This window comes from Lishizhenia sp., assembly GCF_057456495.1.
In genome coordinates this window covers 1-21,549 of record NZ_JBVCPV010000024.1, presented here as the reverse complement: position 1 = coordinate 21,549, position 21,549 = coordinate 1, and the positions used below count along the sequence as shown (strand labels likewise).

The following is a 21,549-nucleotide window of genomic DNA, read 5'->3' as shown; positions in this document are numbered from 1 at the left end:
CGTATTCTTGAGGTGTTGGAGTGTTTTGCGACAATACCTGTGCAACAGAATCTCCTAATCCACCATTGATCATGTGTTCTTCAGCTGTAACAACACATTTTGTTTTGCTTACAGAATCTAAGACTGCCTTCGCATCAAAAGGTTTAATTGTGTGCATGTTAATTACCTCAGCACTGATTCCTTTAGCCTCTAATTGCTCAGCTGCTTCAATAGCTTTCCATACTAAGTGACCACATGCAACGATCGTTACATCAGTACCTTCGATTAAAACATCAGCTTTACCAATTTCGAATTTTGCATCTTCTGGTGTAAAAATAGGAACTGAAGGTCTACCAAATCTTAAGTAAGCTGGTCCTTCGTGATCTGCCAATGCAATAGTAGCTTGCTTAGTTTGGTTGTAATCACAAGGAACAACAACAGTCATGTTTGGTAACATTTTCATCATTCCTATATCCTCCAAGATCTGGTGAGTAGCACCATCTTCTCCTAAAGTTAAACCTGCGTGAGATGCAGCGATTTTAACGTTTTTGTTAGAGTAAGCAATAGACTGACGAATTTGGTCGTAAACTCTTCCTGTAGAGAAGTTTGCGAATGTCCCTGTAAAAGGAATTTTACCACCGATAGTCATACCTGCAGCCATACCCATCATGTTTGCTTCAGCAATTCCAACCTGGAAAAATCTATCCGGGAAATCATCTTTAAATGCATTCATTTTTAAAGAACCTGTTAAGTCGGCACATAATCCAACAACATTTGGGTTCTTCTTACCTAATTCATGAAGTCCAGCTCCAAATCCAGAGCGCGTGTCTTTCTTGCCAAGTACTTCTATTTTTTTCATTTTTAATTCCATTTAAAGATTTATTGAAATTGTTCTATTTGATGTTATTCTAAATTCTTGATTTTTGGTGTATTCGGTAGCTTTCGCGGTGACGTCTCTGTAAACAATCTTGTAATTACCAGGTTGTAAAACAAATTCTTGTTGGGTTGTTTTTGCGTTAATATCACAAACCCATTCCCATTCACCGTTTCTAAAGACGAAAATTTGTCCTGTATTGTAGTTATAAGATCTCAACTTAGCTCTACCGGGAGCATCTATCGTAAGTGTGGTTGTTTTACTCTGAGAAATTGTAGCATCCATTGTAATGCGGGGTAGGGTGTAAATTTCGACTTTATATTCTCCGACAATGTATTTTTGCTTTTGTTCTAATTCCTGATGATTTAAAGTAATTGTTTTATCCGCCTGAACAACGCGATAGGTAAAGTAGTAATCGGTTGATTTGTTTCTAATTTTTACATCGAGATAACCTTGAGGACAATCTACTTCTATAATGTTGTGCTGGTATTTCTTGATAGTGATATTTTTCTTTTCCACGCGGGGAAGTGTGTTTACCACCAAATCATATTTTCTATTCGGATCAATAACTATGGTATCGGGTAAGTTATTCTCGTTTAAGGTGTGCATGTAACTATACACTAATTTTTTTGTTCCTGCTTCGTAAAAAAAGAGGGTAGAGTTGGTTTCTAATGGTCGCCCATCTATACGGTTTAAGTTTACCTGTACAGTTGTGTTAACCAGTGCTTTATCTACAACTGTTTTAAGTAATACTTCAAAAGATTTTTTATCATCTGCATTAGCGAATTGTCCTACACAATCGAACTTGGCTAAGTAGGCTGTGTCTAATCCTAAACCAATAATAAAGGGACTTATTTTAATTCCTTTGGCCCTTAATTTATCTGCGATTACACAAGGTTCATCATCACATTCTTCTACACCATCCGTAATAAGAATAATGATATTTCTGCTCTTGTTGTCTGGAAAATCTCCTGCGGCTGCTTCTAATGATCTAGCAATAGGTGTAGTTCCCTTTGCTTCTATCGTTTTGATTTTACCTTTTATTTTGGATTCATTTCCAGCGTAAAAAGGAACCTCTAATTTGGTGTCGGCACAATCCTGATAGGTAGCCGTAATAGGGGATTGGTGGCCGTAAACACGAAGTCCTAACTCAAGGTTATCTACACCACTTAAACTATCAACAGTCTTTGTGAGGATTTCTTTGGCTAAGTCAATCTTAGTCTCGTAACCCCATTTACCATTCATAGAGTTAGACGCGTCCAATATGAAGAGGATGCGCGTCATATCTTGTTGGGCGAATGCAAAAGCACTCACCCAACATAAGATTAATATGCTTAAAAAGCGTTTCAATTAATAGTCTCCTAAAGTTTCTTTTAACTGAGATAAAGCATCAGCTAATTGTTCGTCGTTTGGAGCAGATCCGTGCCATTTATGTGTTCCCATCATGTAGTCAACTCCCTGACCCATTTCTGTTTTCATAATGATAACAATTGGCTTACCGTTACCTGTCATTGCTTTGGCTTTATCCAAAGTTTCAATGATTTCAGTCATGTTATGACCGTCCATCTCTAATACTTCCCATCCAAAAGCTTGCCATTTCATGCTCAAGTTTCCTAAAGAAAGTACATCGTCACAGTCTCCATCGATTTGACGACCGTTGTAATCTATTGTTGCAATGATATTGTCTACTTTGTTTGCTGCAGCATACATAGCCGCTTCCCAAATCTGACCTTCTTGTAATTCACCGTCTCCGTGTAAAGTATAAACAAGTTTGTCGTCACCGTTTAATTTTTTAGTAGCAGCCGTTCCTAAAGCACAAGATAAACCTTGACCTAAAGAACCAGATGCCATACGAATTCCAGGTAATCCTTTATCCGTACTTGGGTGACCTTGTAGCGCAGAACCCATTTTTCTGAAACCAGCTAAATCAGCAACATTAAAGTATCCACTTCTTGCTAAAACACTGTACCATACTGGAGAAATATGTCCGTTAGAAAGGAAGAAAATATCTTCGTTTTTACCGTCCATTGTAAAGTTCTCAGGATTGTGTGTCATCGTGTGTTGATACAAAACTGTTAAGAAATCAGCACAACCTAAAGAACCTCCAGGGTGTCCAGAACTAACAGCTGCTACCATTCTTACGATATCTCTTCTTACTTGCGAAGCGAATTCTTCTAATTTCAATGTGTCCATATTTACGGATGCTTTTACTCTATTATTTGGTGATGCAAATCTAAGTTTTTCTCCTTTAAGATGAAGAAAAATCAGAGATTTTAATTCAAGGATTCAAAGATTTAATTATTCAAAGGTGTAGTATATTCTAGGAGGAGGGGTATATTTCGAACAACAAATTTCCAAATCCAAATTTTCTAGGGTTATTAACATAGCAATAAGGAAAGAATTCCTGAGGGTTTTAAGGCCTAAAGTAGTTTGTTTAACAACTATCTATTAAATTAGCCACAAAAATTAAAGAGTTTGAAAGTATCAAAGGAATTCAAAACAGGATTGGTAGTTGTTTTATCTATCTTACTATTGATCTTTGGAGTGAACTACCTCAAGGGAAGTAGCTTCTTTGGAGGTGACGATTTTTACTATGCATATTTCCCAACTTCAGGAGGTCTAACACCTTCTGCTTCTGTCACTTTAAACGGTGTTGAAGTAGGTAAGGTCTTGGATGTTGAGTTAGTTCGTCCCAATCAATTTATTGACAAGAATAAACGAGTATTGGTCAAATTTAGTATTCAAGATAACGAGCTAAAACCTGCTTTAGGGAGTAAAGTAGAAATTGTACCTGGTTTATTAAGTGTAGCGATGAATTTAGATCAACACTACATTGCAGATGGAGGTTTTCATAAAGTGGGAGACACATTAACCGGAACCGTTTCACAAGAAATTACAGAGCAATTACAAACAGAATTATTGCCGGTTAAGCAGAAGTTAGAGAACTTGATGGAGTCTGTAGATAACATCGTAGTTTCTATTAATGCTTTCTGGGATACATCTGCGGCTTACTCTTTAGATGCAAGTTTAGGGGAGGTAAAAAGAGCCATCAATACTTTTGGTAGAGTGGCTGAGAACCTAGACGGTTTAATTGATGATGAACGAGCAAAATTGGATAGAATCTTTACCAATGTGGAAGTTCTAACTGACAGTTTAAATGAAACCATACATCAAGTAAATTACATTACCAATAATGTAGGTATCATTACAGATTCTCTAAAGAAAGCAGATATCAATGGTACTGTAGAAATGGCGAATACTGCATTGGCTGAGTTTAACACAGTGTTGACGAGAGTGAATTCTGGTGAAGGTACCTTGGGTAAATTGTTAGAAGACGATCAACTCTATCATAAAATTACAGATGCCAGTGATAATTTAAGTATCTTGTTAGAAGATCTGAGACATCACCCAGAACGATATATAAGTGTTAGTGTATTTGGTGCCAAAACGAAAGGAGCGCCACTTACGAAAGAAGAAGAAAGGAAGTTGAAGAAACTTTTAGACACAATTAATTAAAACTTGTAAACTCGAAATCTATGATAGCTATTATTTTATTTGCTTTATTGTTGATCGCTGGTGGTGGATACTTCGCGATGAACGTGAACAAAATAAGGCAGAACATTCTGTTGGGAAGAGAAATCGACAGAACTGATAACAAAAAGGAAAGATGGAAGACCATGTTGTTAGTGGCTTTCGGACAAAAGAAAATGTTCCAGCGTCCAATTCCGGCCATCTTGCACTTCTGTTTGTATGCAGCCTTTGTTATTACTCAAATTGAATTAATCGAAATTATTGTTGACGGTTTAAGCGGTGAACATAGAATCTTTAGAGATAGCTTAGGTGGTTTCTACACCTTTATGGTCTCTTTCATTGAAGTTCTTTCTGTATTGGCTTTTGTTGCTACGTTCATCTTCTTATTGAGAAGAAACGTGTTGAAGATTCCTCGTTTTAATATGAAGGAAATGGCCGGTTGGGCAAAAATGGATGGTAACATTATCTTATTTGCTGAGCTTTTGTTGGTATGTTTCATCTTTATGATGAACGGAGCTGATGAAGCTTTGTACAATCAAGGAGCCTCACATTATAACACTGGAGAATCTGGATCTTTTGGATTGACGATTTCTCAATTTATTGGGCCAGCTCTATTTGGAGGGATGGATCCTCATACTTTACATATTATTGAACGCATTGGATGGTGGGGACACATTATTATGGTATTTGGTTTCTTAAACTACTTACCTTTCTCTAAGCACTTCCACATTTTATTGGCTTTCCCAAATACCTACTACTCTAATTTAGAGAAGAAAGGGAAATTCACGAACATGGAAGCGGTGAAGAAAGAGGTAGAGTTGATGATGGATCCTACAGCAGACCCATTTGCTGCACCTGCACCTGAAGAAGGGGAGGTTCAACGTTTCGGAGCGAAGGATGTAACAGACCTTACTTGGAAGAACTTGCTAGATTCATACACATGTACAGAGTGTGGTAGATGTACTTCATCTTGTCCGGCAAACCAAACAGGTAAACTTTTATCTCCACGTAAAATCATGATGGATACACGTGATCGTTTGGAAGAAGTTGGTAACAACATTCGTAAGCACGGTAAAGATCACGATGATGGGAAATCATTATTGAGAGATTACATTTCTGAAGAAGAACTTTGGGCATGTACTTCTTGTAACGCTTGTGTACAGGAATGTCCAGTGAACATTGATCCATTATCAATTATCGTTGATTTACGTCGTTACTTGGTTATGGAAGAGTCTAAAGCTCCTTCTGAGTTAACTACCATGTTTACGAACATAGAAAACAACGGAGCACCTTGGCAGTTTAGTCAGGCAGACCGTTTAAACTGGAAAGATGAGCAGTAAAAAGCTCATAGATAAGGTAGTGGACGGTAAACATATCAGTCCTGTTTTACCCGAAGAGGTGAAAAACTACCTTATTGAAATAGATGGTACTGTATGCGACGATATTCCTAACGAGGAACCAGAGCGTATGGCCACCGCCAAAGTATATCCAGATGCTTTGGAAACATTAAATAAATGGTTTGATCAAGGTCACATCATTACATTTTTTACTTCGCGTTTAGAAGAACACCGCGAAGTTACAGAAGCTTGGTTGAAAGAACACGGGTTTAAATACCACGGAATTATGTTCGGGAAACCAAGAGGAGGAAATTACCATTGGGTAGACAATCACATCGTACGTGCAACGCGTTTCGAAGGAAAGTTTACTGATTTGGTAGATAAAGAAACTAAAATTCAAGTATTTAAGTCATAATATTATGAGTGGATTGAAAGTGCCAACAATGGCAGAAATGCTAGCTACAGGAGAAACACCAGACGTTTTGTTTTGGGTAGGTTGTTCAGGTAGTTTTGACGATAGAGCAAAGAAGATCACGAAAGCGATCGTAAAAATATTAAACCACTGTGACGTTAAGTTTGCAGTATTAGGAGCTGAGGAAGGTTGTACGGGAGATCCTGCAAAGAGAGCCGGAAACGAATTCTTGTTCCAAATGCAAGCCATGATGAACATTCAAGTTTTGAACGGTTATGAGGTGAAGAAAATCGTAACGGGGTGTCCACACTGTTTCAACACCTTGAAAAACGAATACCCAGAGTTAGGAGGAGATTACGAAGTAATTCACCATACGCAATTGATCCAAGGTTTAATTAACGATGGAAAATTAGCAGTAGAAGGTGGAGATACATTCAAAGGAAAGAAAATTACTTTCCACGACCCTTGTTACTTAGGTAGAGCGAATGACGTTTACGAAGCGCCTAGAGACTTGCTACAAAAGCTAGATGCTGAGTTAGTAGAGATGAAGCGTTGTAAGACTAACGGACTTTGTTGTGGTGCTGGAGGAGCTCAAATGTTCAAAGAAGCTGAAAAAGGAAACAAAGAGGTGAATATAGAGCGTACTGAAGACGCATTAGAGGTAAAACCTAACGTTATTGCTACAGGATGTCCGTTCTGTAATACAATGATGACGGACGGGGTGAAGAACTTCGAAAAAGAAGGTGAAATTGAAGTATTAGACGTTGCTGAGTTGATTGCAACAGCCGCTGATCTTTAAAAGATATTTATATCCAATTACAAAAGCCGTTTCATTGAGTTGAAGCGGCTTTTTTTATACCTAAAAACCATATCTGAGATAACTTAAGCTCAAAAAGAAACTTTCGTAAAATAAGGACTTCGCTTTCGGCAAAAAGCTTTTGTACATGCTACTTGGTGTGGGAGAAGGGTAACAATTTGGAGCTATTCTCTGCGTCAGATACATGGCTCTTTTCATGTGCAAAGGGTCTGATACGATTAAGGCGCTTGTGAAACCATTTTTACGCATTATTTTTTCAGCTTCACTTAGATTTTTATGCGTGTATTTTGAAAGTGTATCGGTGTATATATCTTTCTCAGGTACGCCATTTTGTAAGAGGTAGTACTTTGCCACCTCACTGTCCGCTTGTTTTTGTTGCTCACCTTTTCCACCTGTCAATATAACTTGGGCTACACGACCTTCTTGATATAAATGAATGGCGTGATTTAAACGTTCCTTAAACACAGGTGAAACCCTTTCGTCGCTTATTCCTGCACCCAGTACAAGGGCAACGTCAGCATGCTTATTAGAGCTGCTTTGTGCGTAATTATAAATCATTACAGCATTGTAACACCAAAATAGAAGGTATAATCCTACCAGAAATAGTATAGAATTCAGAATTTTCTTACGCATAACAAAACACAAGATATATGTTTTTATTGAAGTTTTTTTTCTCGGGGTCATTTTGGCGGAAAAAACGCCAAAACCGGGCTTTCCGCTAAAGTCCTCACCCTCATATATTCGGGCTGTGGGCTGCCGCTGCTATCCCTTGCTCAAATTTCTTACTTGGGTTTTAGACATGAATTGTGTCTCTTATAATAAGTTGATCAAATCCTTTTAGTATCTTGAACCAAAGATTTGAATTATGAGTGATGCATTAGACCAAGAAAAACTTCCCAAGAACAACTTAGACACTTATCGTATTTTATATATTGTTGCAGCTGTATTGAACCTTTTAGGTGTATTGGGCTTTGGGCTATACGCCGCATTTGGCGTTTTCTTTTTAGGAAACCTCGAAGGTAACGAACCTGAACTTAAATGGATTTTTGGGTTAATAGGAGGTATAGGTGCTTTGGTTAGTTTAGTTTTAGGCATACTGAACTTCTATACGGCTAAGTGTATCAAACAGAGAAAGAACTATAGTTTCGTTTTTGTAATGGCGATAATAGCATGTTTAAGTGGTGTGTTACGCCTCATTCTAGGGGTATTCACCCTCGTTGAAATTACAAAACCTGAAGTAAAAAAGCTCTTTACCCGAGAGAAAGAAGATGGAATTGTTTATTAGATAAAGACTCTAATCTCCTTGCTACTGATAAATAATAGGCCTGTCTAATTTTTAAACTTACCCAAAGAGTAAGGCTTATGTAAAGAATCACACAACTGAAAACTAGTACGGTCCTTATTTCCATGGTAAGATATTCAAGGGTTTATCTTCTTCTTGTGGAAAGCCTTTTTTCAAAGCATTGTAAATCTTTTGTAGATTGTCTTTCTTCGTATTACGCGGTAAATGAAAACCTACAATAGATCGAGCAGGAGCAGGAGTTTCTGCAGTGAGTACAGCTTTTTGAAGCTTGGGTTGCATCTGTAAATAATGCTCGGGTAATAGGGTGAAACCTCCGTGGAGTTTGGCCATTTTTGTGAGTAACTCTAAGTTTCCACCTTCATAATCCCACGATGATTTTTCTTCCTGTTTTAAAGCACAGAAGTTAATCATTTGTGTACGCAAACAGTTTCCTTTACTCAATAACCAAGGTTTCATGTTTTTTAAATCATCAGCAAGTACTCCGTTGCCTTCGTATTGTGGAGCGAAAATTTTTATTTCTTCATTGAAGAGCAAACTTGTATCAAAGCGTTCTCCGGGTACCGGGCCAGCCATAATTCCAGCATCCACCTTTTTTTCACCCACTGCCTGTAGTAACTTCTCTGTAGGTAATTCAACAATCTTTAAGTTAACATTGGGGAATTCTTTATCCCAAATGTTATATAAATAGGGAACCAAGTAAATAGATACGGTAGGGATAATACCGAGCTTTATTTCTTCTTGGTATTTTCCTTCTTTTTTTTGAATGAAAATCTCCAGCTTTTGGAAAGACTCTTCTATTTCAAATAATTGGGGAAGTAATTCTTCTCCAAAGCTCGTTAATCCAATTGGGGATGTATCTCTATTAAAAATAGGGTACCCAAGCGTTTGTTCAGCTTTCTTTATCTGCATAGACAAGGTTGGCTGGGTTACAAAGCATTTGTCCGCTGCTTTTTGAAATGACTTTTCTTGGTATACCTGTATGATGTATTGAATTTGAGCGTGTGAGATCATGTATAAATTAAATTTATGTAAATATAAAATTTATAGATGAAAACTAAGGGGAGATAGCTATATCTTTGAAGTAACCAAAACAAAAGCAACGAAGATGAAGAAATCAAAAAAATTAGTCAAACTATTAAATACTTTATTAGCAACATACCAAATTCACTATCAAAACTTACGTGCTTTACATTGGAATATTAGAGGGAATGACTTCTTTGAGATTCACGCCAAGTACGAAGAGTTGTATCTGAGAACGCAAACAATCATTGATGATTTAGCGGAGCGTATATTAACTCTTGAAGCACAACCCTTACATTCTTATCAAGCTTACTTAGACAAAGCTGTAATAGCAGAAAATGAGCACATAGCTGAGGCTAGAGTAGGGATGAGTTACGTGGTAAGAGCGCAAGAGGAATTGTTAAAATTAGAAAGAGAAATTTTAGCACTCTCAGCAGAGTTAGAAGACGAAGGTACAAACAGTTTGGCCTCTGATTTAATAGGTGAAAAAGAGAAAACAAACTGGATGTTTAAAGCTTGGATTAACAAGTAAAACGGATTTGGTGAATTGTTAATTACATAACCAAAGAATAAAGAGAAACATTTGATTATACTGCCGAAAAGCGGTAGTTTTGCAAAGAATTTTAAGAACAAATAAATACAATATAATGTCAGTATTAGTAGGAAAAAAAGCTCCTTCATTTAGCGCAGGAGCAGTTGTAAACGGAGGAGAAATTGTTGAGAACTTCTCATTGGATCAGTACGTTGGGAAAAACCCAGTAGTATTGTTCTTTTACCCGAAAGACTTCACTTTCGTATGTCCATCAGAATTACACGCTTTCCAAAACAAGTTAGCAGAATTCGAAGAAAGAGGATGTAAAGTAGTTGCTGTATCTACAGATACAGAGGAGTCACACTGGGGATGGTTACAAGTTCCTAAAAACAAAGGTGGTATCCAAGGTATTACTTACCCTATCGTAGCAGATACTTCTAAAACTATCTCTGATGCGTTTGGAGTATTGGCAGGAGAATACGAATACGATATCGAAAAAGGATTAGTTGCTACTGGACCAATGATTGCTTACAGAGGGTTATTCTTAATCGACAAAGAAGGAATGGTACAACACCAAATCGTAAACAACTTCCCATTAGGAAGAAACGTTGACGAAGCTTTACGTATGGTTGATGCTTTACAGTTCTTCGAAGAAAACGGAGAAGTTTGTCCAGCAAACTGGCAAAAAGGTGAGTCAGGAATGAAAGCTGACTTCGAAGGTGTTGCAGAATACTTAAGCGCAAACTAGTAAGTAGACTTACAAGTTTTAAGATAATAGAGAGTGGCTGTTTTCAGTCACTCTTTTTTTATGTCTATTTTTCTCAAAAAACAGAATCCTTCTATCTTTGAAGTTATGATGCAGAATACAAAGTCAAAAAGAATTATACACTACTTGTTTTTAATCTTGAGTTTAACTGCTGCAGTGTATTTAGTAGGTTATTATCAATCGGCAAGTACGATGGCTGATTTAAGAGTTTTGCCCAATAGCGTACTCATCGCAGTGGCCATTTTTATTGTTCTTCAGTTACTTAAACGTTTCATGTTCAAACGCATGTACTGGTTCGATTGGCTGTACTACTTTGGCTTAATTGCAATATTGTTACCCCTGCTCTTGAAATTTGAAGAAGGAGAGTGGTTGCATGATGTAACAGACTTTGGATCGCTCTTTTTAGTGCTTTCTCCACTCATTGGAATCGTCATGCTACTTCTTAAGAAAGAAGATACTATTTAGCTTTGAAATCTACATGGAAATGATCGTCGTGTAGCTTGTTGATTTTAGGGGATAAGTATTGTGCAAAGTAAATCCCAAGACGCTTCAACTTTTTACCGTAAACCGTATTGAATAGTTCATCTTTATATTCTGTATAAATCAGTACTTTTTCCAATTCGTAGTTTAGTTTTTCGGCCTCTAAGTGCAGAAGGTAAATGTGATGAGCAGTGGTTTCAAAGTCTATGCGTACACTTTTATCTTTTTTATAATGTCCGTTTTCATCAAAATCAAGAAGGTAATGCATAAATCCTAAGGTATCCAGATCTTGGTAAGGCTTTCCATTTTTCAATTTAGGAAACATAAAATCAATACTCATTCCATTCTGATGGGTGCGGTGAGGGTCTAATTTACCGCCCGTTTTATTACTTGCTTCCATCAGACCAAATGTTCTGTCGGGATAAATCGTCGCTAAGGATTGATATGTATTCAATATGATATCTCTCACGTCCACATGAGTAAAAGCTCTGTCATTTAAATAGCTCGCAGAATCAAAATAGAAAAAGTTTTTCCCTTTAGGAGGAAGTATTCTAGCATGTTCTAACTTACCGTTTCCTGGAGAGCCATAAGAGATAGAAGAAAGACTATCTAAATTATTGATGTAATAATAGTCTGAAAGGCTAAATAAACAAACATTGCAGCTGTCTTTAGTTGATACTTGGATGTTTGACGCTGTGGGGGTATCACAACCGAGTAAAACCATAAAAAATAGGAGGAAAGGTGAAATCTTCATAGAACAAAGAAAGTATAATATTGATGTAGTGGCGTTTTACAAATTAACAATTGATCAATATTAGGTAAAAACCCCTAAAAGTACAAAATACGATTAGGGGTAATTCCTTATAAATGGTGCTAACTGTCTTCTTTTTACGCTAATTGCAGCACGTTTTCTAACAGCAGGCTTATTTCACGTTGTATATCTTCCCCTTTGTTCTTGTTATACCATTGTTGTAGTATGATTTTTTGTTCTTCAAAAGGTGTGTTATTCTCCTTAAAACTTAACATTAAATCTTGAGCTTCTTTGGGTCTTGGTCCCCACGTAAACAAATCTTCCTCCTTTTCATTTCTCACCACAATTTTAGGTACACTCTTTCCTCCATTGGTCAAGTATTCCTCTATCATAAAAGGAGGAGTGTCTCTTAACACTATTTTGAATTCTATATGCTCGTTGAGTTGTGACAATAAATAGAAAACAGGAAGGTTGTGTGCTGCATCTCCACACCAAGGCTCTGTTATGGCATACCAAGTCTGGGGAGTATTAATTTGCTTTACCAGATGAACCAACTTTTCGTTAAGTTTTAATTTTTTAAGCCATCTATCTTGTCTTGATCTATTAAGCTTAACGTAGTTTAGGTAATCCTCATTATCGTACGGAGCACTTGTAATATCTCCGTTTAAGATGTCGTTAAATTTTTGTAAGTATTCTTCCCAAGTAAGGATATTTGGAGTTGTCATATTATCAATTTTTGTTTGGAACGTTTGAGAATAGTTTCCTTACAACCATTTCTTTCTTTTAAAATAGATGAGCATGGCAATGGCCAAAAAGATCATAACCCCCATGCAATAGAAATAAGCATTTTTGTAATGTAATTCAGGTATGTTGTCGAAATTCATACCGTATATTCCTGCAATAAAGGTAAGGGGGATGAAGATTGCACCGACGATGGTCAGCACTTTCATGATTTCATTCATCTTTTGACCTTGAATGGCGTAATAGATATTCCCCAATCCTTCTAGTATAGATTTATTACTTTCTATTTCATCCAGTAAACTCAAACAATTGTCTCTCAAATCCGAGAAATAATATTTGTTTTCCTCATCGATTTGTATGTTGTTGAGTTTTTCGAGTTGACCAAACAACTCTTTTAGAGGGAATACAACTTGTCGGAGTTCAATTAACTGTCTTTTTTCAGCTTCAATTTCTTTGAAAAGGGCATGATCGTCTTCTTCGGCCATGCGGAGGTCGTATTCGTCGATTTTCTGCTGGACGTCTTCGATTACCTCAAAATAGTTATCTATAATGGCTTCTAAAAGCTTGTACAACAAGTAATCCGCTCCTCGTTTACGAATCCTACCTTTATCAAACTCTATGCGTTCCCTAACTTCTGTAAAATGATCTGATTTCTTCTCTTGGAAGGAGATGAGATAGTTAGAACCTAATATAAAACTCAATTGTTCTTTTTTGAGTTCTTTACTTGTTGTATTGGGTTCTAAAGATCGTAGGGAGAAAAATATATAGCTGTCAAATTCTTCCACTTTCGGACGTTGTACAAAGGTGTAGATATCTTCTACCGAAAGGGGATGTAAACCCATTTCATTGGCAAAATCTTCAATTTCATCCTTAAAATCTATGGAATGAAAATTTAACCAATGCACACTACTATCGTGTTTATAATTATCTAACCAGAGTGGGAAACACTCCTGTGCATTACTTTTGACTAGATTAACCTCCTCAGCATTGTAGGCGTAATATTGGGTAGGTATATTTTTTTTGCTGTCGTCCATACTACTAAAATAGTAGAATTGACCAAGATTTTAATGCTCTTCTTTAAAAATTGGAATCTTTTCGCCCGCTTCTATTCTTACCTTTATTTTGTTCTCTCGTGGAGTAACAGGGCAAGAGTATCTTTCTGAATAAGCACAATAAGGATTATAGAGCATATTAAAATCAAGTACTATACTGTCTCCCTCAAGCGGTCTTTCAATATCCAAATATCTTCCTGTAGGGTAGCTCTCATCCGGAATCGTATAGTCGTCGATAGGGAAGAAGAGATAGTGTTCGTACTCATCAATTTCTAAAAGATTCATGTTCTGGTACACCGGAACATTGATTAATGAATCACCTATGTAAAAACTGAGGTAACCATATCTTCTATATTTCGGACGCCTAGAGGTACTCGTTTTCATTTTGATAACCTTTCCGATGTCTTTGGTTAAAGCAGCAGTGATTACCCAGTTACTGTCTACCTCAAAAAAATCTAATCGAACGAAATTTTCTTTCTCCTTTTCATTTAATATAGAGGTACTATCCAGCATGTGTGCATTGCGGTCAATTCTCAACTGTTGAATAGAATCAACATAAGATGTTTGTCCAAAACTTAAGGTGGCAAGTAGTAGTGTGTAAATGGTAAATAGCGTTTTCATATCAGTAGTTTCTTGTTCCAAAAATAGTACTTCCTACACGTATCATCGTGCTTCCTTCTTCTACGGCAATTTTATAATCACCGCTCATACCCATGGATATCTCTTTGAAATCAGGGTTGAATTTAAAGTAGTGGCTTTTAATGATTTGAAAGTAGTTATGTAAAGTTCTAAATTCGTCTGCAACTTGTTCTGAATTATTTGTATTGGTAGCCATTCCCATGACTCCAACCACATTTATATTTTGTAATTCCACAAACTCCTTATCGTTTAAAAGATCTTTGGCTTCTTCAAATGAAAAACCAAATTTGGTGTCTTCTTGAGCGATATGGAACTGCAACAATACATTGATCACCCTGTCATTTTTAAGGGCTTGTTTATTAATTTCCTTGAGTAAACGTAAGCTGTCAACCGCGTGAATTAAATTTACGAAAGGAGCAATGTACTTTACTTTGTTACGCTGTAAATGTCCAATCAAATGCCATTGGATGTCTTTTGGTAAGGCTTCATATTTTTCTACGAGCTCTTGAACCTTATTCTCTCCAAAAATACGTTGACCTCCTTGGTAAGCCGTTTCTATGTCCGCAACCGGTTTTGTTTTAGAAACAGCTACAAGTGTAACATCTTTACCAATTTCTTCTTTTATCCTATCTATCGTCTCAACAATCATTCGTTAATCTTATAAATGGTTAAACCACTCCTCATCTTCGGTTCTACCCAAGTTGACTTTGGCGGCATAATTTTGTTTTCGTCGGCAACAGCTTTTACTTGATCTATTGTTACTGGGTACAATACAAATCCAACCTTGTATTTCCCCTTTGCTATTTCCCTTTCTACGCCTAAGTGACCTTCTTCTCCAGAAATAAAGTTGATGTCTTTATTCGTTTTTAAATCTTTTATATCAAAGATAGGGGAGAGAATGTATTTCGTCAAAATTTCTGCATCTATTTGGTCTACAATTTCTTTGGATGCTAAAACTTCTGGCTTGCATTTTAACTTGTACCAATTTCCATCCATACAACAATGGAATTCATGCATGTTTTCTGGAGAACAAGCACCATCTAGTTTTGTAATTTCGAAATGTTCTTCAAAAGCCGTAAGTACTTCTTGCGGACTAAGTCCGTTCATGGTCTTAACCAAACGGTTAAATTCTAGAATTGTTAAACGAGTTTCATCGATTAAGAACCCTAGGATATAATTGAAGTTTTTATCGCCACTCGCATCGGGGTATCTCTCTTGCATACGTTGGCTCAATAATGCAGAGCTAGCAGACCTATGGTGACCATCTGCAATATAAGTAGCTTCAATACTTTGGTACGCCTCTATTAGTTTTTCTTTTAAAACATCCTGTACCACCCATAATTCGTGTTTTACGGCATCAGCAGTGCAGAATTCGTATTCTGGTCGAGCAGAGCAAATGATCTCTAATAAATCATCAATTAATTTATCCTTGCGGTGAGAAATCAATACGGGTTCTGCGTTAAAGCCAACAATGTCTAAATAGTTGGTAAACATTTCCTCACGTTCTGTAAGGGTAGCCTCATGTTTTTTTATGAGGTCGTTGTTGTATTCTTCAACACTTGCACCGGCAATTACTCCTGTGTAAACGTGTCCGTTTTTCGTTTGTTGATAAACATATAAAGCTTCCTCTTCATCTTGTTTTAAAATACCTTGTGCACAAAACTCTTCGAAAACGTTACGCACATTTTTGAAGCGTTCAGGAGAATTAGGTTCTGTTCTCAATTCTTCTGAAATATTGTGTTCAGGATTAATGATGTGAATGAAGGTGTACGGATTTTCCTCTAATTTGGCCTCAAGAATATTTGGTTTGTAAGTGTAATAGGGACGTGATGCCACTAAATGTGCCTTATCTCTTGTAGGTCGTACTGCTTTAAATGCTTTTAGTTTTGCCATGTAATCAATCAAATAAATGGGGGACACAAAAAAGGTTGGACATGTGCCCAACCTTTAAAAATATTTCCTGTGAATTATTTAGAACCGAAGTTCGAAACAATGATATCTGCTAATTCTAAACCGATACGTGCTTGTGCTTCAACTGTAGCGGCACCGATGTGTGGAGTAGTTGCAATTTTTTCGTTTGTCAATAAATCTTGACGAGGATTTGGTTCGTTTTCGAATACGTCTAAAGCAACGTTAGCTACTTTTCCAGATTCGATAGCTGCCAATAAAGCATCTTCATCAATAACACCACCTCTTGCAGCGTTAACAATGCGAACTCCGTCTTTCATTTTATCGAACTCTGCTGCTCCTAAAACAGCTGATCCATCTGCTTGCTTAGGTACATGTAAAGAGATGAAGTCAGAATTTTTCAATAACTCAGACATGTCTGTCGTCGTATTAATTTCTGCTTGAATTTTTCCAATACCTTCAATGGTTAAAGGAATACTTACACTTTCAGCTTTTCTAGATACCGCGATAACTTTCATACCACATCCTAAAGCGTAAGAAGCTAAAGATTGTCCAATTCTTCCGAATCCGATGATACCTAAACTTTTCCCTCTTAATTCAACTCCTTTACCATATTTCTTTTTCAATACTTTAAAGTCGTTCACACCGTTTGCAGGCATGTTTTTAAAAGAATCGTGTAAAGAACGAGAGATAGAGAACAAGTGTCCCATTACCAACTCAGCTACAGACTGTGATGAAGCTGAAGGTGTGTTAGACACAACAATTCCTTTGTTACGTGCGTATTCAACATCAATGTTATCCATACCAACACCACCTCTTCCGATGAATTTAAGGTTTGGACATGCATCAATTAAGTTTTCTCTTACTACGGTTGCAGATCTAACGATCAAGGCCTCGTAGTTTTCGTTATTGATTGCATCGATTAAGTTGTCTTGTTCAACTTTTTCTGTAATCACTGTGTGTCCAGCTTTCTCTAAAGCTTCTTTACCTTCTGCTGATATACCGTCGTTTGCTAATATTTTCATCATTGTAATTTTCTTTTGGAATTAAGCGTTTTCTTTTGCGAAGTTGTTCATTAAATCTGCCAATACTTGAACACTGCTCAATGGCAATGCATTGTACATAGAAGCTCTAAATCCACCAACAGATCTGTGTCCTTTTAATCCAACTAAATCTGCTGCATTCCATGCTGCGTTGAATTTGTCAGTTAAACTTTCGTCTTTCAAACGGAAAGTAACATTCATTTCTGATCTATCTTCTACCGCTGTAGTTCCTTCGAACAATGGGTTTTCGTCTATTGTTTTGTAAATCAATTCAGCTTTTGCTTGATTTTCTTTAGCAATGGCTTGAACTCCTCCGTTAGCTAACATGTGTTGCAAGTTTAAGTTAGCAACAAATACAGAGTAAACAGGAGGTGTATTGAACATAGAGTCTTTATCAGCATGAACTGCCAAGTCTAAGTAACTTGGAATGTGTGCTGCTGTAGATTTTCCTAAAATCTCATCTTTAACGATGTATAAAGTAGCTCCTGCTGGACCTAAGTTTTTCTGAGCACCAGCGTAAATAATATCAAAATCTGCAACGTTAATTTCTTTAGAGAAAATGTCAGATGACATATCACATACTAAAGGAACATTTGTTTTTGGGAAGTCTTTGAACTGAGTACCAGCAATGGTGTTGTTTGATGTGAAGTGCAAGAAGTCAATGTCTTCTGGGATATCGAATCCTTTAGGGATGTAAGAGAAACCTTTGTCTTTAGAAGAGGCAACTTCTACAACGTCTAAACCAATTCCTTTAGCTTCTTTAATCGCTTTAGAAGACCAAGTTCCTGTATTGATGTAACCCGCTCTTTTGTGTTTCCCCATCATGTTGTACGCCGTGATTAAGAAACCTAAGCTAGCACCACCTTGCAAGAACAATACGGTGTATCCCGCAGGTACGTTTAACGCTTTCTTTACGTTTTCTCTCGCTTCCTCCATTACAGCAACGAAGTCAGCACTACGGTGAGAAACTTCTAAAATTGATAGTCCGTTAAAATCGATAACTGCTGCTGCAGCTTTTTTAAAAACTTCTTGTGGTAAGATACAAGGACCAGCTCCAAAATTGTGTTTCATTTTTGATATTTTTTGATATGTTCAATAAAGTGATGTAAATAGCTGATAATCATTCGGTAATCGTTATTGATTAAAAGTGAATGTATCATCTATTTAGCCACACCACAAAATTGTGAAATTATTTATGAAATTCACCACAATTTAAGGAGATAAAATGAATAAAGGTGAAAAGAATTTAACAAAATAAAAAAAGCCTCTGATCTTAATAGAAAAGAGACTTTTTGTTCATCTTATGTTTATACTATTCTTCTTCGTCTTTCTTTTTAGTGGTAGACTTTTTAGCGGTTGATGTTTTTTTGGCAGCTGTAGTTTTTTTAGCAGTTGTGCTCGTTTTCTTTGCTGCTGTAGTTTTCTTCGTTGTGGTGGTTTTTTTAGCTGTGGTTGTAGTACTTGCTTTTTTAGCAGTAGTTTTCTTTTTCACTGGTTCAGCTTTCGTTGCTTTTTCAGCTTGTGGTTTCGCGTTAGGTTTAACTTTTTTACGTGGACGCGTAATCCCGTAGCTTCCTCTAAATCGTTTACCTTTTGCTGTTTTCACATCTCCTTTTCCCATGTGTTTTTTTGTTTATAGTTTGCTCTAATGTAAGTATTTAAAACTTAATTATCAAGCACTTGTACAGGGAAGGAGTGGAGTAGTTGTGTGGCGCGACTTATAGACGTTTTATTATTTCCTCCTCCATTACGTCGGCGTTGCGTAGAATTTGTTTACACCAAGAAATTTTTAGTTCAACGATTTCTTCTGGTGATAACTTCCAGTTTAGATCAGAGTTTTCTAATCGGTTTCTTAAGGTGTGCATTACTAATGCAGCAGAAACAGAAACATTGAAACTTTCTGTAAATCCATACATGGGGATATGTACATATTCATCCGCCATCTCTAAGGCCGTATCAGAAAGTCCCGTCCACTCTGTACCAAACATAATTGCTGTTTTTGGAGTGATGTCTAAATCGTGTATGGTTACACTTTTTTTATGCGGACTAGTGGCTACTATTTTATAGCCTTCACTTCTTAAATGATTGATACAGTCTTTGGTAGCATTTTCCTTAGAAGTGTATTGCTTAAGGTCTATCCATTGGGTTGCTCCTTTGGCAATCTCAGGATCTACTTTGTATTGAAATTCATTTTCTATAATATGTAAATCTTGAAAGCCAAACAAGTCACAACTTCTAACCACTGCCGAGGCATTGTGTTGTTGGTACATGTTTTCAACTACAATTGCCATGTGTCTCGTTCTCAGTTGAGAAAGACGGTCAAACATCTCTTGTTTGTTTTCAGTGATGATGTCATAAAAAGCGGCAAGGACTTGTTCTCTTTGATTTTTCATATTTATAGCAATAAAAAAAGGGAGCCGAGGCTCCCTTCATCTTTGATAAACCTTATTAGTTTACTTTGTCTTGTAAATCAGCACCTGCTTTAAACTTAACAACGTTTTTAGCAGCGATTTGAATTTCTTTACCAGTTTGTGGGTTTCTACCAGTTCTTGCAGCTCTCTCAGAGATAGAGAAAGATCCGAATCCGATTAATGAGATTCTATCTCCTTTTTTCAAGGCACCAGTGATAGAGTTAGTAAATGCATCTAATGCTTTTTTTGCATCAGCTTTTGACAATCCAGCGTCTGAAGCCATCGCTTCAATTAATTCTGCTTTGTTCATAGTTTTGGTTTTTGTTTGTTTTCAAAATTAACTGTAACAAATATATACGAATAAGCTTATTTAGCAAGGGTTTCAGAAAAAAAATAGTCGCTTCTGTTGATAATTCCGGCAAAATGTTAATAATAATTCTTATAAACCTTTATAAATCAAGGGTTTGAGGAGGTGTTGCGAATAATAATAAAATTAATGCGAATTTCATTTTTTTTAAATAAGCTCTAGAATACCCCTATTTTACTAAGGTTTTCCCCTTTAACGTATTACTTAGTGTAAAGCTATATAATCAGAACCGTTGACGAGTATTTCGTCAATGTGGTTTTACATCACAATTTCCCATTCTTCAGGGCGGTATCCTTGCATGAATTGTTTTGCATTCAATCGTTTTTTACCCTCCATTTGAATTTCATGAATTTCTAAACTTCCAGCTTGTAATTGAAGAATGAGCTTTCCATCCTCGACAATTAACGCCGTTGCGTCATTCTTAGAAGTGGAATGAATAGTTGTTCTAAATACTTTGAAGGTTTTCTTGTTCTCTGCCTTTGTATTGTGCATCGTAAACCAGGCTGTAGGGTAGGGTGACATACCTCTTACAAAATTGTGTATGCGTTGCACATCCCAGTTAAAATCAATAGCACAATCTGGTTTAAAGATTTTGGGAGCGGCTTTGAGTTCTTCCTCCGTCAATTCGCTTTGGTCAACGGCCTTATAATCACCACTACTTATTTTTAAAACACTCTGTAGGGTTAGTTTTGCTCCTAAGTGCATCAAACGATCGTGCAACTCACCAGCAGTTTCATTTTCTCCTATGGCTATAGCTTCTCTTTCGATTACTAAACCGGTATCAATTTCCTTTTCTATAAAGAAGGTAGTAACACCTGTTTCCTTTTCTCCATTTATTACTGCCCAGTTGATAGGAGCGGCTCCACGGTATTGTGGTAATAAACTTCCGTGTAAATTAATGGTCCCTTTTGGAGGCATAGCCCATACAACTTCAGGTAACATTCTAAAGGCAACTACCACGAATAAGTCGGCATTAATTGCTTTTAAATTTCCTATGAAACTTTCGTCTTTCAAATTGGTAGGCTGTAAACAAGGTATGTCGTGTTCCAGGGTGTATTTCTTAACCGCACTTTGATTGATTTTTTGTCCACGTCCTGCAGGCTTGTCTGGTGCAGTAATACAAGCAACCACGTTTACGTCCTTGCTTTTGTTTAATGTATCTAATATAGTAACGGCGAACTCAGGGGTTCCCATAAAAACGATGTTCAACTTTTCCATTAAATAACTTTTTGTTGCCAATTAAAAAATTTCAAATAACCGATAGATAAAATACTTAAACTACCAAAGTAGATGTATTCTACAAACCAAACGTTAAAGATTTCGAACTGCCATACTTTTACAAAGAGGTAGGCACAGATAAGGTAGATAATAATACTGGTGATTTCTATGATAAGCGTAACCCTTGTGTTTCCAGAACCATTGATGGTTTGAAAAAAGGGCGTAAAGCATCCGAAAATGAGTATGGAGCCAAATACCATACGCAGTATACGGGCACTTTCTGGTAAATATTCTTCTTTACTGTTCACCACGCTGATTAATTGCTCTGGATAAAGTAGTGCTCCATGGAAAATTAGAAACGTGAAGAT

Annotated in this window: 26 protein-coding genes; 8 read left to right on the top strand and 18 right to left on the bottom strand. The window is 36.8% G+C overall.

Features of this window, described 5'->3' with window-relative positions:
• The 3 genes from AC22ZQ_RS03185 to AC22ZQ_RS03175 form a co-directional block, all read right to left on the bottom strand.
• Nucleotides 1–838: transketolase family protein (locus AC22ZQ_RS03185; protein ID WP_318957145.1), on the bottom strand; the 838-nt coding region annotated here is incomplete at its 3' end.
• A 12-nt stretch (nucleotides 839–850) separates the two neighbouring features.
• Complete coding sequence (locus tag AC22ZQ_RS03180) at nucleotides 851–2,167, bottom strand: vWA domain-containing protein (RefSeq protein ID WP_318957144.1); 1,317 nt, start codon at nucleotides 2,165–2,167, stop codon at nucleotides 851–853.
• 36 nt (nucleotides 2,168–2,203) lie between these two features.
• Nucleotides 2,204–3,046 (bottom strand): transketolase, encoded by an 843-nt coding sequence (locus AC22ZQ_RS03175; RefSeq protein WP_318957143.1) that lies wholly within the window; start codon nucleotides 3,044–3,046, stop codon nucleotides 2,204–2,206.
• A 282-nt stretch (nucleotides 3,047–3,328) separates the two neighbouring features.
• Between AC22ZQ_RS03175 and AC22ZQ_RS03170 the strand changes: the two genes are divergently transcribed.
• Genes AC22ZQ_RS03170 through AC22ZQ_RS03155 form a run of 4 tightly spaced genes read left to right on the top strand, consistent with a single transcriptional unit; the run spans nucleotide 3,329 to nucleotide 6,932 of the window.
• Nucleotides 3,329–4,369: an MlaD family protein gene (locus tag AC22ZQ_RS03170; protein ID WP_318957141.1), complete on the top strand. Its 1,041-nt coding sequence runs from the start codon at nucleotides 3,329–3,331 to the stop codon at nucleotides 4,367–4,369.
• Nucleotides 4,370–4,389: 20 nt separating this feature from the next.
• A complete protein-coding gene (locus AC22ZQ_RS03165) occupies nucleotides 4,390–5,724 on the top strand; it encodes a (Fe-S)-binding protein (RefSeq protein ID WP_318957140.1) in 1,335 nt (444 codons plus the stop codon).
• A complete protein-coding gene (locus tag AC22ZQ_RS03160) occupies nucleotides 5,714–6,136 on the top strand; it encodes an LNS2 domain-containing protein (protein WP_318957139.1) in 423 nt (140 codons plus the stop codon). Before AC22ZQ_RS03165 ends, AC22ZQ_RS03160 begins: the two co-directional genes overlap by 11 nt.
• A 4-nt stretch (nucleotides 6,137–6,140) precedes the next feature.
• Complete coding sequence (locus AC22ZQ_RS03155; protein WP_413468668.1) at nucleotides 6,141–6,932, top strand: (Fe-S)-binding protein; 792 nt, start codon at nucleotides 6,141–6,143, stop codon at nucleotides 6,930–6,932.
• Between the two features lie 60 nt (nucleotides 6,933–6,992).
• Here AC22ZQ_RS03155 and AC22ZQ_RS03150 read toward each other — a convergent pair whose 3' ends face one another.
• Nucleotides 6,993–7,583, bottom strand: a complete 591-nt coding sequence (locus tag AC22ZQ_RS03150; protein ID WP_318957137.1) for a YdcF family protein — start codon at nucleotides 7,581–7,583, stop codon at nucleotides 6,993–6,995.
• A gap of 232 nt (nucleotides 7,584–7,815) precedes the next feature.
• Here AC22ZQ_RS03150 and AC22ZQ_RS03145 point away from each other — a divergent pair, with 232 nt between their 5' ends.
• A complete protein-coding gene (locus AC22ZQ_RS03145) occupies nucleotides 7,816–8,235 on the top strand; it encodes a hypothetical protein (protein ID WP_318957136.1) in 420 nt (139 codons plus the stop codon).
• Nucleotides 8,236–8,349: 114 nt separating this feature from the next.
• On the opposite strand, the gene AC22ZQ_RS03140 is transcribed toward AC22ZQ_RS03145, so the two are convergent.
• Nucleotides 8,350–9,264, bottom strand: a complete 915-nt coding sequence (locus tag AC22ZQ_RS03140; protein ID WP_318957135.1) for a LysR family transcriptional regulator — start codon at nucleotides 9,262–9,264, stop codon at nucleotides 8,350–8,352.
• Between the two features lie 94 nt (nucleotides 9,265–9,358).
• On the opposite strand from AC22ZQ_RS03140, the gene AC22ZQ_RS03135 reads away from it, so the two are divergent.
• The 3 genes from AC22ZQ_RS03135 (at nucleotide 9,359) to AC22ZQ_RS03125 (ending at nucleotide 11,036) form a co-directional block, all read left to right on the top strand.
• Nucleotides 9,359–9,805, top strand: a complete 447-nt coding sequence (locus AC22ZQ_RS03135) for a Dps family protein (RefSeq protein WP_318957134.1) — start codon at nucleotides 9,359–9,361, stop codon at nucleotides 9,803–9,805.
• 115 nt (nucleotides 9,806–9,920) lie between these two features.
• On the top strand, nucleotides 9,921–10,553 hold the full coding sequence (locus AC22ZQ_RS03130) for a peroxiredoxin (RefSeq protein WP_318957133.1): 633 nt from the start codon (nucleotides 9,921–9,923) through the stop codon (nucleotides 10,551–10,553).
• 105 nt (nucleotides 10,554–10,658) lie between these two features.
• Nucleotides 10,659–11,036 carry a hypothetical protein gene (locus tag AC22ZQ_RS03125; RefSeq protein ID WP_318957131.1) on the top strand — a complete coding sequence of 126 codons (378 nt, stop codon included), beginning with the start codon at nucleotides 10,659–10,661 and terminating at the stop codon, nucleotides 11,034–11,036.
• Here the strand turns inward: AC22ZQ_RS03125 and AC22ZQ_RS03120 are convergent.
• The 13 genes from AC22ZQ_RS03120 to AC22ZQ_RS03060 all read right to left on the bottom strand — a co-directional run.
• Nucleotides 11,029–11,805: a hypothetical protein gene (locus AC22ZQ_RS03120; protein WP_318957129.1), complete on the bottom strand. Its 777-nt coding sequence runs from the start codon at nucleotides 11,803–11,805 to the stop codon at nucleotides 11,029–11,031. The two genes, AC22ZQ_RS03125 and AC22ZQ_RS03120, sit on opposite strands and share 8 nt — an antisense overlap.
• 134 nt (nucleotides 11,806–11,939) lie before the next feature.
• Nucleotides 11,940–12,527, bottom strand: coding sequence for a thioredoxin family protein (locus AC22ZQ_RS03115; RefSeq protein ID WP_318957128.1), 588 nt, complete (start codon nucleotides 12,525–12,527; stop codon nucleotides 11,940–11,942).
• Between the two features lie 39 nt (nucleotides 12,528–12,566).
• On the bottom strand, nucleotides 12,567–13,577 hold the full coding sequence (gene corA / locus AC22ZQ_RS03110; protein WP_318957126.1) for a magnesium/cobalt transporter CorA: 1,011 nt from the start codon (nucleotides 13,575–13,577) through the stop codon (nucleotides 12,567–12,569).
• 30 nt (nucleotides 13,578–13,607) lie between these two features.
• Complete coding sequence (locus tag AC22ZQ_RS03105) at nucleotides 13,608–14,216, bottom strand: DUF1684 domain-containing protein (RefSeq protein WP_318957124.1); 609 nt, start codon at nucleotides 14,214–14,216, stop codon at nucleotides 13,608–13,610.
• A 1-nt stretch (nucleotide 14,217) separates the two neighbouring features.
• The gene (locus tag AC22ZQ_RS03100) at nucleotides 14,218–14,883 is read right to left on the bottom strand and encodes a YggS family pyridoxal phosphate-dependent enzyme (protein ID WP_318957123.1); all 666 of its coding nucleotides are present in this window, start codon (nucleotides 14,881–14,883) and stop codon (nucleotides 14,218–14,220) included.
• On the bottom strand, nucleotides 14,880–16,127 hold the full coding sequence (locus tag AC22ZQ_RS03095) for a DUF1015 domain-containing protein (protein ID WP_318957122.1): 1,248 nt from the start codon (nucleotides 16,125–16,127) through the stop codon (nucleotides 14,880–14,882). Before AC22ZQ_RS03095 ends, AC22ZQ_RS03100 begins: the two co-directional genes overlap by 4 nt.
• Before the next feature lie 74 nt (nucleotides 16,128–16,201).
• Nucleotides 16,202–17,167, bottom strand: a complete 966-nt coding sequence (locus tag AC22ZQ_RS03090) for a D-2-hydroxyacid dehydrogenase (protein WP_413468669.1) — start codon at nucleotides 17,165–17,167, stop codon at nucleotides 16,202–16,204.
• A 21-nt stretch (nucleotides 17,168–17,188) separates the two neighbouring features.
• Nucleotides 17,189–18,256, bottom strand: coding sequence for a 3-phosphoserine/phosphohydroxythreonine transaminase (gene serC / locus AC22ZQ_RS03085; RefSeq protein ID WP_318957119.1), 1,068 nt, complete (start codon nucleotides 18,254–18,256; stop codon nucleotides 17,189–17,191).
• Nucleotides 18,257–18,497: 241 nt separating this feature from the next.
• Entirely contained in the window at nucleotides 18,498–18,806 is a 309-nt protein-coding gene (locus tag AC22ZQ_RS03080; protein WP_318957118.1) for a 30S ribosomal protein THX, read from the bottom strand.
• Between the two features lie 97 nt (nucleotides 18,807–18,903).
• Nucleotides 18,904–19,578, bottom strand: a complete 675-nt coding sequence (locus AC22ZQ_RS03075; RefSeq protein ID WP_318957117.1) for a TrmH family RNA methyltransferase — start codon at nucleotides 19,576–19,578, stop codon at nucleotides 18,904–18,906.
• Between the two features lie 55 nt (nucleotides 19,579–19,633).
• Nucleotides 19,634–19,906 carry an HU family DNA-binding protein gene (locus AC22ZQ_RS03070; RefSeq protein WP_318957115.1) on the bottom strand — a complete coding sequence of 91 codons (273 nt, stop codon included), beginning with the start codon at nucleotides 19,904–19,906 and terminating at the stop codon, nucleotides 19,634–19,636.
• Between the two features lie 315 nt (nucleotides 19,907–20,221).
• Nucleotides 20,222–21,181, bottom strand: coding sequence for a methionyl-tRNA formyltransferase (fmt, locus tag AC22ZQ_RS03065; RefSeq protein ID WP_318957112.1), 960 nt, complete (start codon nucleotides 21,179–21,181; stop codon nucleotides 20,222–20,224).
• Nucleotides 21,181–21,549: MATE family efflux transporter (locus AC22ZQ_RS03060; protein WP_318957110.1), on the bottom strand; the 369-nt coding region annotated here is incomplete at its 5' end. The genes AC22ZQ_RS03060 and fmt, both read right to left, overlap by 1 nt.

Bases quoted from the DNA above. Each gene is read 5' to 3' on its own strand.
- serC (WP_318957119.1), bottom strand. From the start codon at position 18,256: ATGAAACACAATTTTGGAGCTGGTCCTTGTATCTTACCACAAGAAGTT.
- fmt (WP_318957112.1), bottom strand. From the start codon at position 21,181: ATGGAAAAGTTGAACATCGTTTTTATGGGAACCCCTGAGTTCGCCGTT.
- AC22ZQ_RS03145 (WP_318957136.1), top strand. From the start codon at position 7,816: ATGAGTGATGCATTAGACCAAGAAAAACTTCCCAAGAACAACTTAGAC.
- AC22ZQ_RS03105 (WP_318957124.1), bottom strand. From the start codon at position 14,216: ATGAAAACGCTATTTACCATTTACACACTACTACTTGCCACCTTAAGT.
- AC22ZQ_RS03100 (WP_318957123.1), bottom strand. From the start codon at position 14,883: ATGATTGTTGAGACGATAGATAGGATAAAAGAAGAAATTGGTAAAGAT.
- AC22ZQ_RS03165 (WP_318957140.1), top strand. From the start codon at position 4,390: ATGATAGCTATTATTTTATTTGCTTTATTGTTGATCGCTGGTGGTGGA.
- AC22ZQ_RS03080 (WP_318957118.1), bottom strand. From the start codon at position 18,806: ATGGGAAAAGGAGATGTGAAAACAGCAAAAGGTAAACGATTTAGAGGA.
- AC22ZQ_RS03135 (WP_318957134.1), top strand. From the start codon at position 9,359: ATGAAGAAATCAAAAAAATTAGTCAAACTATTAAATACTTTATTAGCA.
- AC22ZQ_RS03155 (WP_413468668.1), top strand. From the start codon at position 6,141: ATGAGTGGATTGAAAGTGCCAACAATGGCAGAAATGCTAGCTACAGGA.
- AC22ZQ_RS03175 (WP_318957143.1), bottom strand. From the start codon at position 3,046: ATGGACACATTGAAATTAGAAGAATTCGCTTCGCAAGTAAGAAGAGAT.
- AC22ZQ_RS03130 (WP_318957133.1), top strand. From the start codon at position 9,921: ATGTCAGTATTAGTAGGAAAAAAAGCTCCTTCATTTAGCGCAGGAGCA.
- AC22ZQ_RS03160 (WP_318957139.1), top strand. From the start codon at position 5,714: ATGAGCAGTAAAAAGCTCATAGATAAGGTAGTGGACGGTAAACATATC.
- AC22ZQ_RS03090 (WP_413468669.1), bottom strand. From the start codon at position 17,167: ATGAAAATATTAGCAAACGACGGTATATCAGCAGAAGGTAAAGAAGCT.
- AC22ZQ_RS03140 (WP_318957135.1), bottom strand. From the start codon at position 9,264: ATGATCTCACACGCTCAAATTCAATACATCATACAGGTATACCAAGAA.
- AC22ZQ_RS03125 (WP_318957131.1), top strand. From the start codon at position 10,659: ATGATGCAGAATACAAAGTCAAAAAGAATTATACACTACTTGTTTTTA.
- AC22ZQ_RS03115 (WP_318957128.1), bottom strand. From the start codon at position 12,527: ATGACAACTCCAAATATCCTTACTTGGGAAGAATACTTACAAAAATTT.
- AC22ZQ_RS03075 (WP_318957117.1), bottom strand. From the start codon at position 19,578: ATGAAAAATCAAAGAGAACAAGTCCTTGCCGCTTTTTATGACATCATC.
- AC22ZQ_RS03150 (WP_318957137.1), bottom strand. From the start codon at position 7,583: ATGCGTAAGAAAATTCTGAATTCTATACTATTTCTGGTAGGATTATAC.
- AC22ZQ_RS03095 (WP_318957122.1), bottom strand. From the start codon at position 16,127: ATGGCAAAACTAAAAGCATTTAAAGCAGTACGACCTACAAGAGATAAG.
- AC22ZQ_RS03070 (WP_318957115.1), bottom strand. From the start codon at position 19,906: ATGAACAAAGCAGAATTAATTGAAGCGATGGCTTCAGACGCTGGATTG.
- AC22ZQ_RS03120 (WP_318957129.1), bottom strand. From the start codon at position 11,805: ATGAAGATTTCACCTTTCCTCCTATTTTTTATGGTTTTACTCGGTTGT.
- corA (WP_318957126.1), bottom strand. From the start codon at position 13,577: ATGGACGACAGCAAAAAAAATATACCTACCCAATATTACGCCTACAAT.